Genomic DNA, 15,226 nt, shown 5'->3' with positions numbered 1-15,226 from the left:
GTACGCGGTCCGTGGCGAGGGAGCTTGCTCCCGCTCGGCTGCGCAGCAGCCGCAAGACCTACCGTCTATTTTTTCCTGGCACACCGCGCTGAATGGTTTTGGGGCTGCTGCGCAGCCCAGCGGGAGCAAGCTCCCTCGCCACGGTGACCGGTTACAAGACAGATGGCGCGGTATCGACGTCCTTCGGCAACCGCCCATCAATCATCCGATACAACGCACTGTCCTGCGGCCAATTACGCATGAACCGCGCGCGATCACGGGCGTAGGCCTGGGCGAAGCTGGCGTGGGTGCGGTGTTGGCACATCGAGTCGAGGTCGATCAACGCCCAGCGGTCTTGCTGCCAGAACAGGTTGTGGCCCTTGAAGTCGCCGTGACTGATGCGTTCGCGGATGAGGTCCGCGAACAAGCGATCCAGCGCCAGCAATTCCGTCTCGGGGGCGTCACCGTTTTGCACATAAGGGCCGAAGCATTCGATGATGTCCGGCCCTGTCAGGTGTTCGGTGACCAGGTAAGCACCGCGACGCAGCCACAGGAAACGCTTTTCCAGCAGAGCCAGGGGCTTGGGCGTGGCGATGCCGAGAAAGGCCAGGCGATGGCCTTCGCGCCAGGAATGCCAGGCGCGACTCGGGCGCCAGAAGCGCTTGAGCCAATGGGCGAAGTTCTTGATGTTGTAGCGCTTGATCACCAAGGTGCGACCGTTCACCTCGACTTTGCCGACACTGGCCGCGCCGCCGGTCTTGAATAGGTGTCCCTGGTCGAGCAATGCATCGGCCTGCTCTAGCACCGGTGTCATGGCCGCTTCTTCATCACGGCGGATCGCCCGCAGGCCAAACGCCCCGCGTTGCACGCTGAACAGGCTGCACTCGCGCCCGACTTTCGCGAGGAAATCCTTCAGGCGCCAGGCTTGCACCTTGTCGATCTGTTTTTGCAGCGCTTCCATGGGCAGCGCGTGTTCGGCGTTGCCTAGCAGGTAATGCACCAACAGCTCTTCATTGAACGGCTGGAGGGCTTTGGGAAGCTGAGCGAAAAACACTCCCAGGTTCTCCAGGACTTTCTGCCGCGACAGCGGTTGACCTGGGGTTTCAGCACGGATGCCGGCGCCGTCGATCAAGTAGAGCTTGCCGTCGTGCCGCAGCAGATTGTCCAGGTGCAAGTCTTCCTGCCATAGGCCTTTGCTGTGCAATTGCGCGATAGCGCCCAGGGCTTCGGCCAATACCGCCGTTTGCTCGTCAGCCAGCAATGGCAGGTGCTCGACCTGTTTCCAGGCATCCCCCAGGCTCTCGGCGCCTTCGAGCAATTGGAACAACAACCAGCCGCCTTCACCCTCTTTCAGGCCATCGGCGAGCAACAGCGGCGTCGTCAACCCTTGCTCCGCCAGCAGGCGCACGCCTTGCAGTTCCCGTTGAAAATGCCGGGCGGCCTTGCTGCCCACCAACAACTTGGCCAGCACCGGCCGGCCGCGCCAGACGCCCGCGCCAACGTAACGCTGCCCCGGCAACACCCGCAACAGCGAAAGCAGCTGCAACTTCGCCGGACCGGCGGCATCGGCCAGCTCCAGGCTCAGGGGCAGGCTGGGACTGCGGCCGGCGTTCTTCAGTTCGGACAAGTGCATCAACGGGCTTCCTTGTGGCTGCGCCGGATGGTCAGGCGGGTCATCCAGTTATCGACCAGCGCTCCGTCGAGCGGCTGGTCCAGATAAACAGACAGCAATTGGCGCACCTCGTCGTGACTCCAGATCGAGGCGCGACGCAGCAACGGCTCCAGGTCCTTGATCCGATCTCGCAGGCCGAACAGCAGTGGCCGGGTCTTTTCCAGATCAATCAATTGCGCCTGGTAACCGCTATCGCTGGCTTGCAGAAAGATGTGTTTTGGATAGAAACAACCGTGCACCTGATGCATGCCGTGCAGACGCCGCGCCAACTGGCCGCAGGCTTTCAAAATGGTGGTGCGTTGCGCCGCCGTCAGGGTCGACCAGCGCCGCAGCAGTGAATCCAGGTCATCCCAGCCGTCCAGGGCTCGGGTCAGCAAGACCGCTCGCACCTCGCCATTCACCTTGCGCTGACCATAGAACACCGCTTGCAGGGCCGGAATCCCCAACTGGCGATATCGGCTGATGTTGCGAAACTCCCGGGAAAAACTCGGCTCGCCAAACGGGTGGGACAAGGTCCGGGTCAGGTAATTGCTCTGGCGCTTGAGGTAATAGCCCTGCCCCTCCAGGTCCAGCCGGAACACACTGCTCCAGCCGTCACCCAAGGTGTTGGGAACGTCCACCGCGTCCAGTTGCCGCGCCCACAAGGCCTCGAAGCTGTCCAGGCCATGACGTTGCAACAACGCCCGGTCTTCAGCGGCCAGAAAATCAGTCATTCACGCCCCTCGAAAAATCTCACCACGTGACGGATGCGTTTCTTGTCGCACGCATTGAGCCGGTCGCGCTGGCGGTATTGCAGGTAGAACCGCAGGCGCTGCGTGGCCGACAAGTGATACTTGGCCACTTTGTCCAGGCACGCCAAATCCTTGGTGATGCGGTACTTGAGCCAGAAGCCGCGCCAGAAGTCGCCGTTCGGGCAGTCGATCAGGAACAGCTTCGCCTGGTCATCGACCAGCAGGTTGCGCCATTTCAGATCATTATGGGTGAAGCGCTGCTCGTGCATGGTCCGTGTGTAACCGGCCAGTTGCCGGCTCACGCCTTCAACCCAGGCGCGGTCGGCCAGCCTCGGATCGCAACGCTCGGCCAGCGCCGAGAGGTCTTCTGTATGCGGCAGTTCGCGGGTGATCATCGCGCCACGGGCATAGGCCGCGCCGTTTCGCTCCAGGCCCCAGGCGACGATTTCGGCGGTAGGGATGCCCCACTTGGCGAAGCGCTTGAGGTTCTGCCATTCGGACTTGACCCGCGGCCTGCCCAGGTAACGGCGCAAGCCCTTGCCCGCCCCGACGTAGCGCTTGACGTAGTAATTCACACCGTTGCGCTGCACCCGGATCACCTCTGACAACGGATCACGGGTCAAACGCTCCCCTTGCAACGCGAAGACCGCCTCGAGGCTGCCGAAATCCTGCGCCAGGTCGGCGTAGGCCGGCTCCAGTGTCCAACCTGACATCAGAGCGCGTCCCCGTATCGCTGCTTGCGGGCATACAGCTTGTTGGCCTTGCCTTCGAGCCAGGCCAGCAGCGACGCCTCTTCCGCGAGGATCCGGCGCAACGGCTGCTGGAAATAGCCCTTGAGAAAACGCAATTTGTCGCGCCGGGTCAGGCCAATGTCCAGCGCCGAGAAATACAGCGCCGCCAGGTCCTTGTTGCGCCAGCGAGCGGTAATGGCTGGACGGGTCTGGGCACGGTGCAGGTCGATCACCGAAAGCTTGAAGTCGGCAGGCGTCACCGGCTTGTCGGTGTGCAGCAGGAAGTGGCAGATGTAGCAGTCGCGATGGTTGACCCCGGCGCGGTGCATCATGCCGGTCATGCGCGCCACTTCGGCGATCAGGGCACGCTTGAGTGCCGGTGGCGGCGGCTGCTTGACCCAGTCGATGCTGAAGTCTTCGAGGCTGACGGTCGGCGCCAGCTCTTCGGTGACGATGAACGAGTGCTGGTCCGCCGGATTGCTGCCCTTCTCGCCGTAGGCGACAGCGGTCATGGTCGGCACGCCAGCCTCCTGCAAACGCTGGATAGCCTTCCACTCCTGCCCTGCCCCGAGGACCGGCAGCTTGGCGGTGAACAAGTTCTTGAAGATCTCGCCCCAACCGATGCCACGGTGGATCTTCACGAAAAAGCCGCGACCGTCCACCTCCGTGCGCAAGGTGCGCCGGGCTTCCAGTTCACGATAGACCTCGCCCTTGAGCGCTTCGACTTCGGTGAACGCATCGCGCCCGGCCCAAAGGCTCTTGAACGGTTCGGCCAGCATCAACTTCATTGTGTGTGCTCCGCCAAAATCACATCGGCCGCGTGCTGCGGCATGCTGTAGAGGTCGGCCGTCTCGGCGAAGGCCAGACCGTTGCGGCTCCAGGCCGTCCGGGCATCGGCATCGTTCAACATGCGGCCCAGATACTCGGTGAGCTGGGCTTGTTCGAACGGCTCGTCCAGCACCAGGCCACTGTCGGCCTCGGCGATGTAATGGGCGTACCCACACACCGCGCTGACCAGCACCGGCAATCCGGCCACCAGCGCTTCGAGCAGTACGGTGCCGGTGTTCTCGTTGTACGCCGGATGGATCAACAGGTCGGCACCCAGCAGGAAACGCGGGATGTCGCTGCGCCCCTTGAGGAACCGCACATTATCACCGAGCCCCAGTGCGGCGCTCTGCAGTTGGAATACCTTGGGGTCGTCCTGGCCGATTACAAACAACCGGGTGCGTTTTCTCAATTCGGCGGGCAGCGCGGCCAGGGCCTTGAGGCTGCGATCCACGCCCTTGGTCTTGAACCCGGAACCGATCTGCACCAGCAGCAGGTCGTCATCGGCCAGTTCGAATTCGGCCCGGAACGCCGCGCGGATCTCGTCGGCGTCGGCGGGCCGACGCCGGTCCTGGGCGATGCCCGGCGGCAGCAGGTGAAAGCGCTCAAGCGGTGTGCCGTAGTGCTTGATGAACAGTGGCTGCTGGACTTCGGAAATCATCAGCACGTCGGTCTTGGCATCCTTGGCGAACACCGCCCGCTCGTACTCGGCGAAATGCCGGTAGCGGCCCCAGCGCCGGTACAGCGAATTACGCAGGTTCTGCGCTTTGTCTTCGAAGCAGCCGTCGGCAGCGTAGTACACGTCCAGGCCGGGCATTTTGTTGAAGCCGATCAAACGGTCCACCGGGCGCTTGGCCAGGTCGGCCTCCATCCACGCACTGAGCTTCTCGTTACGGCGATGGTTGAACAGCGCCTTGACCGGCGCGACCAGCACTTCGAAGCCGGGCGGCACGTCACCTTCCCAAATCAGCGTGTAGACGCGGATCTGGTGACCGCGTCGCTGGCACTCCAGGGCGATGCGCATGAAGTCACGCTGCAGGCCACCGAAGGGGAAGTACTTATAAAGGACAAAAGCCAATTGCATCAGCGCGACTCCTCAGCCAATAACGTGCTCAGGTGGCTGGCAACACGCTCGGGGTTCAGACGCGTGAAGCACAGGGGCTGCTCGCGTTTCAGGTCAAACCGCCGGGCATCTTCGGCGGTGGGTGGGTAAGTGCACTGCTTTTGCATGCAAGGCGCACAGGGGAAATCGCTGGCGAGATGGATCTGGCCCTTGCCGTAGGCGCCGGTCAGCACCGGATTGGTCGGGCCAAGCAACGAAATGGTCGGTACGTCCAGGGCCGCAGCCAGATGACCGAGACCGGTGTCCACGGCCACACAGGCCTGGGCACCGGCAAGCACCTTGCCCATGCCGCCGAGGTTCAGCTTCGGCAGCACCAGGGCGTTGCGCAACCCGTTGGCGATGCGTTCGGCCCGGGCCTTTTCGGCGGGGTTGCCCCACGGCAGTTTTACCACCACGCCGAACTGCCCCATGCGCTCGGTGAGCTGGCGCCAGTAAAGTTCGGGCCAATGCTTGGACTCCCAGGTCGTGCCGTGCAGGAACACCACGTAGGGATAGGGGCGTGGCAATTCCACCAATCGATCGACGTTGAGGCCATAGTTACCCAGCGTCTGCGGCAAGTCATACCCCAGCGCCAGGGCAAACAGCTGCCGTACGCGCTCGACCGCATGCTGACCACGGGCCACCGCCAGGCGCCGGGAATAAAAGCGCGCCGCCAGGGGTTCACGCGCCGAATTTTTATCCAGACCGGCCACCGGAGCCTTGACGTAGCGAGTCAGCCAGGCGCTTTTCAGCAGGCCTTGGGCGTCGATGACCAGGTCGTACTTTTCGGCCCGCACGCTCTGCTTGAAGCGTCGCCATTCGCCACTCTTGATGGTTTGCCAGAGGTTCTTGCGCCAGCGACGGATCGCTACCGGAACGACTTTGCCCACGGCCGGGTGCCAGGTGGGGATTTCGGCAAAGCCTTCTTCCACCACCCAATCGAACTTGATGCCGGGAATCGCCCGCGCCGCGTCGGTCAGCGCCGGCAGGGTGTGGACCACATCCCCCAGCGAAGAGGTCTTGATCAGCAATACCCGCAAGTTACCGAACCTCCACGGGTGTGCCCTGCAAACGCTCCAGGGCCTCGTTCACCGACGATGGCATGAGCTGGCGCAGGCAATTGTAATGACCGAAGCGACAGGTGCGGTCGAAGCACGGACTGCACTCGATACCCAGCCGCACGACTTCGACCTGGTCGGCCAACGGTGGCGTAAAGCCCGGCGAGGTGGAACCGTAGACCGCCACCAATGGGCGATTCAGGGCCGCGGCCACGTGCATCAGGCCGGAGTCGTTGGAGACCACCGAATCGGCGCAGGACAACAGGTCGATGGCCTCGGCCAGGGACGTGTCGCCGCTGAGGTTTACCGACTCTTCCCGAAGGCCCGGGATCAGCCGTGAGCGGATGTCCTCGCCCACCGGATGATCTTTTTTCGAGCCGAACAGCCAGACCTGCCAGCCTTCGCGAATCTTCGCCTCGGCAACCTGGGCGTAATGCTCGGCCGGCCAGCGCTTGGACTCACCGAACTCGGCCCCCGGACACAGGGCCAATACCGGTCGGTCCAGGCTCAGGCCGAACTTGGCCAGCGCCGCTTCGCGGGTGAGCGGGTCGATCTGCAGGCTCGGTCGTGGATACGGCTTGGGCAACTCGGTCCCAGGCTCGTAGGCCAAGGCCATGAAGCGCTCGATCATCAGCGGGTAGCGCTCTTTGTCCAGGGTGCGCACGTCGTTGAGCAGGCCGTAGCGAAACTCGCCACGCCAGCCGGTGCGCTTGGGGATGCCCGCGAAAAACGGCACCAGTGCCGATTTCAACGAATTGGGCAACACAATCGCCTGGTCGTACTGACCGGCCAGGGATTTGCCAATGCGCCGACGGGTCGCCAGCTCCAGCACGCCGTGGCCGAGCGGGAAGCTCAAGGCCTTGCGTACCTCGGGCATACGCTCAAGGATCGGCCGGCTCCACTCGGGGGCCAGGACGTCGATTTCGCACTGCGGATGACGCTGTTTCAGGCACTGGAACAGTGTCTGCGCCATCACCATGTCACCGACCCAGCTGGGCCCAACGATCAGAATATTCATGTAGTTTCCAAAAACGCTACGGGGAGGCCTACGCCTCCCCGCCTCGAGAATCACTGTGGCTCAGGTCGCGAAAAAACCGGCAATCTACTGTGGGAGCAGGCTTGCTCGCGAAGAGGCCGGCACATTCAACATCCCAGTTGACTGACACTCCGCTTTCGCGAGCAAGCCCGCTCCCACGTTTTAAGCTTCAGCTCAGCCCCAGCTCCCGCCAGATCCGCAGCACCTGCCGACGCTCCTCCACGAACTGGTCGCCTGCGATCACCCCGGCATCTTTCTGCAAGGCCTGGCGGTGAGCGGCGGAGCGATAGGCTTTGTAGGCTTCGCGCAACAGCGTGGCATCTTCGGCCGACATCAGCCCGACTTCCTGCAACCCGTCCAGAATGCGGATGTTATCGGTGTAGCGCACCAGCGATGGGTGTTCCTCGGACCACGCCAGAGCCGCGTATTGCACCATAAATTCAATATCGACGATACCTCCGGCATCCTGCTTGAGGTCGAAGGGCGCCGTGGCCTCGAAGGCATTTGGCGCGGTTCCGGCGGCGGTGACCTTGCTGCCCAGGTTGTCGCGCATCTTGGCGCGCATTTCGCTGACCTCCTGGCGCAGCGTCGGCAAGTCACGCTTGCGCCCCAGCACCTGGCCGCGGACCTTCTCGAACGCCTGGCCCACGTCCTGGCTGCCCACCAGCACCCGCGCCCGCACCAACGCCTGATGCTCCCAGGTCCAGGCTTCATTCTCCTGGTAACGGGCAAACGCCCCGAGCGAACTGACCAGCAACCCCGACGCCCCGGATGGCCGCAGGCGCATATCCACTTCATACAACTGCCCGGAGTTGGTCTGCGCGGTCAGCAGATGAATGATCCGCTGGCCGAGCCGGGTGAAGAACTGCGCACCATCGATGGGTTTGGGACCGTCGGTTTCCGCGTGCGGATCGCCATCGTGGATGAACACCAGGTCCAGGTCGGAACCATGTCCCAATTCCAGGCCGCCGACTTTCCCATAACCGACAATAATGAAGCCCGGATCGCACAGACTGCCATCGGTGCGCAAAGGCACGCCGTGCTTGGCGGCCGTCTGGCGCCAGGCCAGGGCCAACACTTGTTCGAGAATCGCCTCGGCCAGCCAGGTCAGGTAATCGCTGACTTTCATCAGCGGCAGGCTGCCGGCGATTTCCGAGGCGGCCACCCGCAGGCGGTGCGCCAGCTTGAAATGCCGAAGCGCCTCCATTTGTTGCTCAAGGTCATCCTCAGGGATGCGCGTCAGGCGCTCACGCAACTCTGCCGCCAACTCCGGCGCCAAGGGCGGCTTGAACAGCCGGCCCTCATTGAGCAATTCATCGAGCAGCAAGGGGAAACGGGTGATTTGTTCAGCAATCCACGGGCTCGCCGCGCACAACGTCAGCAAACGGCGCAGGGCGCCAGGGTTTTCCGTCAACAACACCAGGTAGGCCGAGCGGCGGGCTACCGCTTCGACCAAGGGCAGCACCCGCTCCAGCACCAGGTCTGGATCGGCATGTTCCACGGCTTGGGCCAGCAGGCGTGGAATGAAGGCATCCAGACGCTCGCGTCCCAGGCGCTGCATGGCGCGCAGTTGCGGGCTGCCGCGCAGGGCGGCCAAGGCCTTGAGGGCTTTAGGTGCATCGACGAAGCCACCCTCCTCCAACTGACGACACGCCGCCTCTTCATCCTGGCTGTCTTCCCACAACGGCAACCATTCACCGCCCACCACGACTTCGCTCTCGCCACCCGCCTCTTCATCCGGGTCGGCGATGACCTGGCCGAAATGCCAGGCCACACGCCCTCGCCAGTACATCAATTGCTCGTGAAAGGCCGACCAGTCGGCAAAACCCAGCATGAACGCAATGCGCGCCTGGTCCTGCGGGTTGTCCGGCAACATCTGGGTCTGGCGATCGGCGATGGCCTGGATCGCATGTTCGGTATAACGCAGGAATTCATAGCCTTGGCGCAGCTCGTCGATCACCTTGGCCGGCAGATAGCCCTGGCCTTCGAGTGTCCCCAGCACCTTGAGCAGCGGACGCTGCTGCAAGCTCAGGTCGCGGCCGCCATGGATCAGTTGGAACGCCTGGGCAATGAACTCCACCTCACGAATGCCGCCCGAGCCCAGCTTGATGTTGTCGGCCATGCCCTTGCGCCGCACCTCCTGCTGGATCAGCTGCTTCATGGTGCGCAACGCTTCGATGGCGGAAAAATCCAGGTAACGGCGATAGACGAACGGGCGCAGCATGTCGAGCAACTGGGCACCGGCCACCTGGTCGCCCGCCACCACACGCGCCTTGATCATGGCGTAGCGTTCCCAGTCGCGGCCCTGGTCCTGGTAATACTGCTCCAGGGCATTGAAACTCAGCACCAGGGCACCGGCTGAGCCATAGGGGCGCAGGCGCATGTCGACGCGGAACACAAAACCGTCGACGGTCATCGGGTCCAGGGCCTTGATCAGGCGCTGGCCGACACGAATGAAAAACTCCTGGTTATCCAGTGGTCGCTTGACGCCAACGGTTTCGCCGCCCTCGGGGTAGGCGAAGATCAGATCGATGTCCGACGACAGGTTCAGCTCCACGGCACCCAGCTTGCCCATGCCCAGGATGACCATCTGCTGCGGCTCGCCGCTGCGCCGTCCGGTGGGTGTGCCGAATTGCTGGCTGAGGCGCTGGTACAACCATCGATAGGCCTGGTCGATGCAGGTGTCGGCCATGTCCGAGAGGTCGCGGCAGGTCTGGACCAGGTCGGCCTGGCGGGTCAGGTCACGCCAGATGATCCGTACCTGCTGGCGGGTTCGCTGGCGGCGCAGGACGCGGCCCAGTTCTTCTTCAGTCTCGGCGGCCCGCACGGCGGCACCGATCTGCGCGCACATTTCACCGGACGCCAGGCTGCGGTCCAGCTCGCCGCTGCGCACCAGCTCCAGCAGCATTACCGGGTCGCGGAGACTCTGCTCGATGACAAAGTCGCTGGCGGCGGCAATACGGTTGAACGCCTCCCAGCGCTGCGGGGTCCAGGCCGACAGCCCGTGGTCGTCGTCGAGCAAGGCGACCACCGCACGGAACGACTGCTCGGCACGACTGACCAATGACTGGAGAATGGCCGGCACCGTTTCCGATATTGGGACAAGCGAGGGCAGGCTCATGGTCTATCCTTGATCGGCGCGGGAGAGGCTGGATGTAGTGTTTTTTCCAAATACACTACCTGATCGACTGTCGAACAAAGATGATAAATAGCTGAAAATCTGATTTTATTGGCAGCCGGCATCAAGTTTTTACCTGTACGAGTTGGCTAATGACCAACAGTAACGATTATTCTCACAACGAAACGAGGGGCCATAAGCCGCTCATGTGTAGTTTTACTACTCGTCTATACATTCGAAAGGCTGAAACGGTCGACGATTTGTAGTAAAACTACACGCCGCCGAAACAACCTTCGGCAATCCAAGAATTTATATCGTCTGCCCACAAGGCCAGTCGCAAACTCAGGCAACCGATTCTGGTAGCCTTTCCGCCCTGGAGCAAGCCATGCAAGACCTCGATCCCGTCGAAACCCAGGAATGGCTGGACGCCCTGGAATCGGTTCTCGACAAAGAAGGCGAAGACCGTGCTCATTATCTGATGACCCGTATGGGCGAACTCGCAACCCGCAGCGGTTCGCAACTGCCCTATGCCATCACCACGCCGTACCGCAACACGATCCCCGTTACCCACGAAGCACGCATGCCTGGCGACCTGTTCATGGAACGCCGCATTCGCTCGCTGGTACGCTGGAACGCGTTGGCCATGGTCATGCGTACCAACCTGAAAGATTCTGACCTGGGCGGTCACATCTCCAGCTTCGCCTCCAGCGCGACGCTGTATGACATCGGCTTCAACTACTTCTTCCAGGCCCCGACCGACGAACACGGCGGCGACCTGATCTACTTCCAGGGCCACGCATCGCCAGGCGTCTACGCCCGTGCGTTCATGGAAGGCCGCATCTCCGAAGACCAGATGAACAACTTCCGCCAGGAAGTGGACGGCAACGGCCTGTCTTCGTACCCGCACCCTTGGCTGATGCCGGACTTCTGGCAGTTCCCGACCGTTTCCATGGGCCTGGGCCCGATCCAGGCGATCTACCAGGCACGCTTCATGAAGTACCTGGAAGCCCGTGGCTTCATCCAGCCAGGCAAGCAGAAAGTCTGGTGCTTCATGGGTGACGGCGAGTGCGACGAGCCAGAATCCCTGGGCGCGATTTCCCTGGCCGGCCGCGAGAAGCTGGACAACCTGATCTTCGTCATCAACTGCAACCTGCAGCGCCTCGACGGCCCGGTTCGCGGCAACGGCAAGATCATCCAGGAACTCGAAGGCGTGTTCCGTGGCGCCCAGTGGAACGTCAACAAAGTCATCTGGGGCCGTTTCTGGGACCCACTGCTGGCCAAGGACGTCGACGGCATCCTGCAACGTCGCATGGACGAAGTCATCGACGGCGAGTACCAGAACTACAAGGCCAAGGACGGCGCGTTCGTCCGTGAGCACTTCTTCAACACGCCTGAACTCAAGGCGATGGTTGCCGACTTGTCCGACGACGAGATCTGGAAACTCAACCGTGGCGGCCACGACCCGTACAAGGTCTATGCGGCGTACCACGAAGCGGTCAACCACAAGGAACAACCAACCGTCATCCTGGCCAAGACCATCAAGGGTTATGGCACTGGCGCCGGCGAAGCGAAGAACACCGCGCACAACACCAAGAAAGTCGATGTCGACAGCCTGAAGTTGTTCCGCGACCGCTTCGACATTCCGGTCAAGGACAGCGAGCTGGAAAACCTGCCGTTCTTCAAGCCTGAAGAAGGCAGCGCCGAAGCCCGTTACCTGGCCGAGCGCCGTGCCGCACTGGGCGGTTTCGTGCCGCAGCGTCGCGCCAAGAGCTTCAGCGTTCCGACCCCACCACTGGAGACCCTCAAGGCGATCCTGGACGGCTCGGGCGACCGTGAAATTTCCACCACCATGGCCTTCGTGCGGATCCTCGCGCAACTGGTCAAGGACAAGGAAATCGGCCAGCGCATCGTTCCGATCATCCCGGACGAAGCCCGTACCTTCGGTATGGAAGGCATGTTCCGCCAGTTGGGCATCTACTCGTCCGTTGGCCAGCTCTACGAGCCAGTCGATAAAGACCAGGTGATGTTCTACCGCGAAGACAAGAAGGGCCAGATCCTCGAAGAAGGCATCAACGAAGCAGGTGCCATGAGCTCCTTCATCGCCGCCGGTACTTCGTACTCCAGCCACAACCAGCCGATGCTGCCGTTCTACATCTTCTACTCGATGTTCGGCTTCCAGCGTATCGGCGACCTGGCCTGGGCGGCCGGCGACAGCCGTACCCGCGGCTTCCTGATCGGCGGTACCGCAGGCCGGACCACGCTGAACGGTGAAGGCCTGCAGCACGAAGACGGCCATAGCCACATGCTGGCCGGGACCATCCCGAACTGCCGCACCTATGATCCGACCTATGGCTACGAGCTGGCGGTGATCATCCAGGACGGCATGAAGAAGATGACCGAAGAACAACAGGACGTCTTCTACTACATCACCGTAATGAACGAGTCCTACCAGCAGCCAGCCATGCCGGCCGGTGTCGAGGCAGGCATCGTCAAGGGCATGTACCTGCTCGAAGAAGACACCCGCGAAGCGGCGCACCACGTCCAGTTGATGGGCTCGGGCACCATCCTGCGCGAAGTGCGTGAGGCAGCGAAGATCCTGCGTGAAGAGTTCAACGTCGGCGCCGACGTCTGGAGCGTCACCAGCTTCAACGAACTGCGTCGCGACGGCCTGGCCGTAGAGCGCAGCAACCGCCTGCACCCAGGCCAGAAGCCAAAGCTGAGCTACGTCGAAGAATGCCTGAACGGCCGCAAAGGTCCGGTCATCGCGTCTACCGACTACATGAAGCTGTTCGCCGAGCAGATCCGCCAGTGGGTTCCTTCCAAGGAATTCAAAGTGCTGGGCACCGACGGTTTCGGCCGTAGCGACAGCCGCAAGAAGCTGCGTCACTTCTTCGAAGTCGACCGTAAGTTCGTTGTGTTGGCAGCCCTGGAAGCCCTGGCTGACCGTGGCGATATCGAACCTAAAGTGGTGGCCGAAGCCATCGCCAAGTTCGGCATCGATCCAGAAAAACGCAACCCACTGGACTGCTGAGGAGAATTTTCGTGAGCGAACTCATTCGCGTACCTGACATCGGCAGCGGTGAAGGTGAAGTAATTGAACTGTTTGTGAAGGTCGGCGACCGTATCGAAGCCGACCAGAGCATCCTGACACTTGAATCGGACAAGGCCAGCATGGAAGTGCCTGCGCCGAAGGCCGGTGTGATCAAGAGCCTGAAAGTGAAGCTGGGCGATCGCCTGAAAGAAGGCGACGAACTGCTGGAGCTGGAAGTCGAGGGCGCCGCTGCGGCACCTGAAGCGGCAGCGCCTGCAGCGGCCCCGGCGGCGGCTGAAAAGCCCGCCGCGGCACCGGCTGCCGAGGCGGCTCCCGCTCCGGCTGCTGCGCCTGCGGCGGCCACGGTCCAGGACATTCACGTTCCGGACATCGGTTCGTCGGGCAAGGCCAAGATCATCGAAGTGTTGGTCAAGGCCGGCGACACGGTCGAAGCCGACCAGTCGCTGATCACCCTGGAATCCGACAAGGCCAGCATGGAAATCCCGTCGCCGGCCGCCGGTGTGGTGGAAAGCGTCGAGATCAAGCTGGAAGACGAAGTCGGCACCGGTGACCTGATCCTGAAGTTGAAAGTAGCCGGCGCCGCCGCTCCGGCCGCGCCAGCCCAGGCCGCGGCACCCGCTGCCAAGACCGAAGCCGCTCCGGCTCCGGCTGCTGCCGCACCTGCCGCCAAGGCCGAAGCCGCGCCCGCCCCGGCCGCCGCACCAGCCCCAAGCGGTGCCAAGGTGCACGCCGGCCCTGCGGTGCGTCAGCTGGCCCGTGAGTTCGGTGTCGAGCTGTCCGCCGTCGGCCCAAGCGGCCCTCACGGTCGTGTGCTGAAAGAAGACGTGCAAGCCTACGTCAAGGCCATGATGCAGAAGGCCAAGAACGCACCGGCCGAAGGCGCCAGCGGTGGCGCGGGTATCCCGCCGATCCCGGCGGTGGACTTCAGCCGCTTCGGCGAAACCGAAGAAGTGGCCATGACTCGCCTGATGCAGATCGGCGCGTCGAGCCTGCATCGCAGCTGGCTGAACATCCCGCACGTGACTCAGTTCGACCAGGCCGACATCACCGAGCTGGAAGCTTTCCGCGTTGCGCAGAAAGCCGTGGCGGAAAAGGCCGGCGTGAAGCTGACCGTACTGCCCCTGCTGCTCAAGGCCTGTGCGCACCTGCTCAAGGAACTGCCGGACTTCAACGCCTCCCTGGCCCCGAGTGGCAAGGCTGTGATCCGCAAGAAATACGTGCACATCGGCTTTGCCGTCGACACCCCGGAAGGCCTGCTGGTACCGGTCATCCGCAACGTCGACCAGAAGAGCCTCTTGCAGCTGGCTGCCGAAGCCGCTGCCCTGGCCGAAAAAGCCCGGAACAAGAAGCTCACCGCCGACGACATGCAAGGCGCCTGCTTCACCATCTCCAGCCTCGGCCACATTGGCGGCACCGGCTTCACGCCGATCGTCAACGCGCCGGAAGTGGCGATCCTGGGTGTTTCCAAGGCCACCATCCAGCCTGTCTGGGACGGCAAGGCCTTCCAGCCGAAGCTGATGCTGCCACTGTCGCTGTCCTACGATCACCGTGTGATCAACGGCGCCGCCGCTGCACGCTTCACCAAGCGTCTGAGCGACCTGCTGGGCGACATCCGCACCATCCTGCTGTAACACCGCACGGCCCTCCCTTGGGGAGGGCCATTCGGAGCACTGTTTTCCGAGCGCCACGCTCGTACCTCAACCCCGCCCGTTTGGCGGGGCTTTTTTTGCCTGGAATTCCAGACAGGCTGCCTGGATGCTGGATGTCCCGGCCTCATCGCGAGCTTGCTCCCACAGGGACAACACAAGTCCTTTGTGGGAGCGAGCTTGCTCGCGATGGCGGAAAATCAGGCACCGCGGAAACTTTCCTACCTCGCAAGCTTGAAATGACTACGCCCCCTGTTAGTCATTACCCACAACTTG

10 protein-coding genes are annotated in these 15,226 nt (G+C 62.6%); 2 read left to right on the top strand and 8 right to left on the bottom strand.

Translation table 11 applies throughout. The features are described 5' to 3' along the window. Nucleotides 1–151: 151 nt before the first annotated feature. The 8 genes from BM300_RS14520 to glnE all read right to left on the bottom strand — a co-directional run bounded on the left by BM300_RS14520 (nt 152) and on the right by glnE (nt 10,255). Nucleotides 152–1,612: a lipopolysaccharide kinase InaA family protein gene (locus tag BM300_RS14520; RefSeq protein WP_092345503.1), complete on the bottom strand. Its 1,461-nt coding sequence runs from the start codon at nt 1,610–1,612 to the stop codon at nt 152–154. Next, complete coding sequence (locus BM300_RS14515; protein ID WP_092146687.1) at nt 1,612–2,364, bottom strand: lipopolysaccharide kinase InaA family protein; 753 nt, start codon at nt 2,362–2,364, stop codon at nt 1,612–1,614. Before BM300_RS14515 ends, BM300_RS14520 begins: the two co-directional genes overlap by 1 nt. Then, nucleotides 2,361–3,095, bottom strand: a complete 735-nt coding sequence (locus BM300_RS14510; RefSeq protein WP_092146689.1) for a lipopolysaccharide kinase InaA family protein — start codon at nt 3,093–3,095, stop codon at nt 2,361–2,363. The genes BM300_RS14515 and BM300_RS14510 overlap by 4 nt, the downstream gene beginning before the upstream one ends. After that, a complete protein-coding gene (gene rfaP, locus BM300_RS14505; protein WP_092146691.1) occupies nt 3,095–3,901 on the bottom strand; it encodes a lipopolysaccharide core heptose(I) kinase RfaP in 807 nt (268 codons plus the stop codon). Before rfaP ends, BM300_RS14510 begins: the two co-directional genes overlap by 1 nt. Next, nucleotides 3,898–5,022, bottom strand: a complete 1,125-nt coding sequence (locus BM300_RS14500; RefSeq protein ID WP_092222382.1) for a glycosyltransferase family 4 protein — start codon at nt 5,020–5,022, stop codon at nt 3,898–3,900. The genes rfaP and BM300_RS14500 overlap by 4 nt, the downstream gene beginning before the upstream one ends. Continuing rightward, nucleotides 5,022–6,080: a lipopolysaccharide heptosyltransferase I gene (gene waaC / locus BM300_RS14495; protein WP_063323228.1), complete on the bottom strand. Its 1,059-nt coding sequence runs from the start codon at nt 6,078–6,080 to the stop codon at nt 5,022–5,024. The genes BM300_RS14500 and waaC overlap by 1 nt, the downstream gene beginning before the upstream one ends. A gap of 1 nt (nt 6,081) precedes the next feature. Then, nucleotides 6,082–7,116, bottom strand: a complete 1,035-nt coding sequence (waaF, locus tag BM300_RS14490; protein ID WP_072340041.1) for a lipopolysaccharide heptosyltransferase II — start codon at nt 7,114–7,116, stop codon at nt 6,082–6,084. Between the two features lie 187 nt (nt 7,117–7,303). Next, on the bottom strand, nt 7,304–10,255 hold the full coding sequence (gene glnE / locus BM300_RS14485) for a bifunctional [glutamate--ammonia ligase]-adenylyl-L-tyrosine phosphorylase/[glutamate--ammonia-ligase] adenylyltransferase (RefSeq protein ID WP_092146696.1): 2,952 nt from the start codon (nt 10,253–10,255) through the stop codon (nt 7,304–7,306). 382 nt (nt 10,256–10,637) lie between these two features. Here glnE and aceE point away from each other — a divergent pair, with 382 nt between their 5' ends. Further along, complete coding sequence (aceE, locus tag BM300_RS14480) at nt 10,638–13,283, top strand: pyruvate dehydrogenase (acetyl-transferring), homodimeric type (RefSeq protein ID WP_072340037.1); 2,646 nt, start codon at nt 10,638–10,640, stop codon at nt 13,281–13,283. Between the two features lie 11 nt (nt 13,284–13,294). After that, the gene (gene aceF / locus BM300_RS14475; RefSeq protein ID WP_092146698.1) at nt 13,295–14,935 is read left to right on the top strand and encodes a dihydrolipoyllysine-residue acetyltransferase; all 1,641 of its coding nucleotides are present in this window, start codon (nt 13,295–13,297) and stop codon (nt 14,933–14,935) included. Nucleotides 14,936–15,226 lie beyond the last annotated feature (291 nt).

Source organism: Pseudomonas sp. NFACC46-3 (assembly GCF_900114515.1).
Lineage (GTDB): Bacteria > Pseudomonadota > Gammaproteobacteria > Pseudomonadales > Pseudomonadaceae > Aquipseudomonas > Aquipseudomonas fluorescens_Q.
Note: the sequence above shows the minus strand (reverse complement) of the source record. Positions and strands in the feature narration are given on the sequence as shown.

Bases quoted from the DNA above. Each gene is read 5' to 3' on its own strand.
- BM300_RS14520 (WP_092345503.1), bottom strand. From the start codon at position 1,612: ATGCACTTGTCCGAACTGAAGAACGCCGGCCGCAGTCCCAGCCTGCCC.
- BM300_RS14515 (WP_092146687.1), bottom strand. From the start codon at position 2,364: ATGACTGATTTTCTGGCCGCTGAAGACCGGGCGTTGTTGCAACGTCAT.
- BM300_RS14510 (WP_092146689.1), bottom strand. From the start codon at position 3,095: ATGTCAGGTTGGACACTGGAGCCGGCCTACGCCGACCTGGCGCAGGAT.
- rfaP (WP_092146691.1), bottom strand. From the start codon at position 3,901: ATGAAGTTGATGCTGGCCGAACCGTTCAAGAGCCTTTGGGCCGGGCGC.
- BM300_RS14500 (WP_092222382.1), bottom strand. From the start codon at position 5,022: ATGCAATTGGCTTTTGTCCTTTATAAGTACTTCCCCTTCGGTGGCCTG.
- waaF (WP_072340041.1), bottom strand. From the start codon at position 7,116: ATGAATATTCTGATCGTTGGGCCCAGCTGGGTCGGTGACATGGTGATG.
- glnE (WP_092146696.1), bottom strand. From the start codon at position 10,255: ATGAGCCTGCCCTCGCTTGTCCCAATATCGGAAACGGTGCCGGCCATT.
- aceE (WP_072340037.1), top strand. From the start codon at position 10,638: ATGCAAGACCTCGATCCCGTCGAAACCCAGGAATGGCTGGACGCCCTG.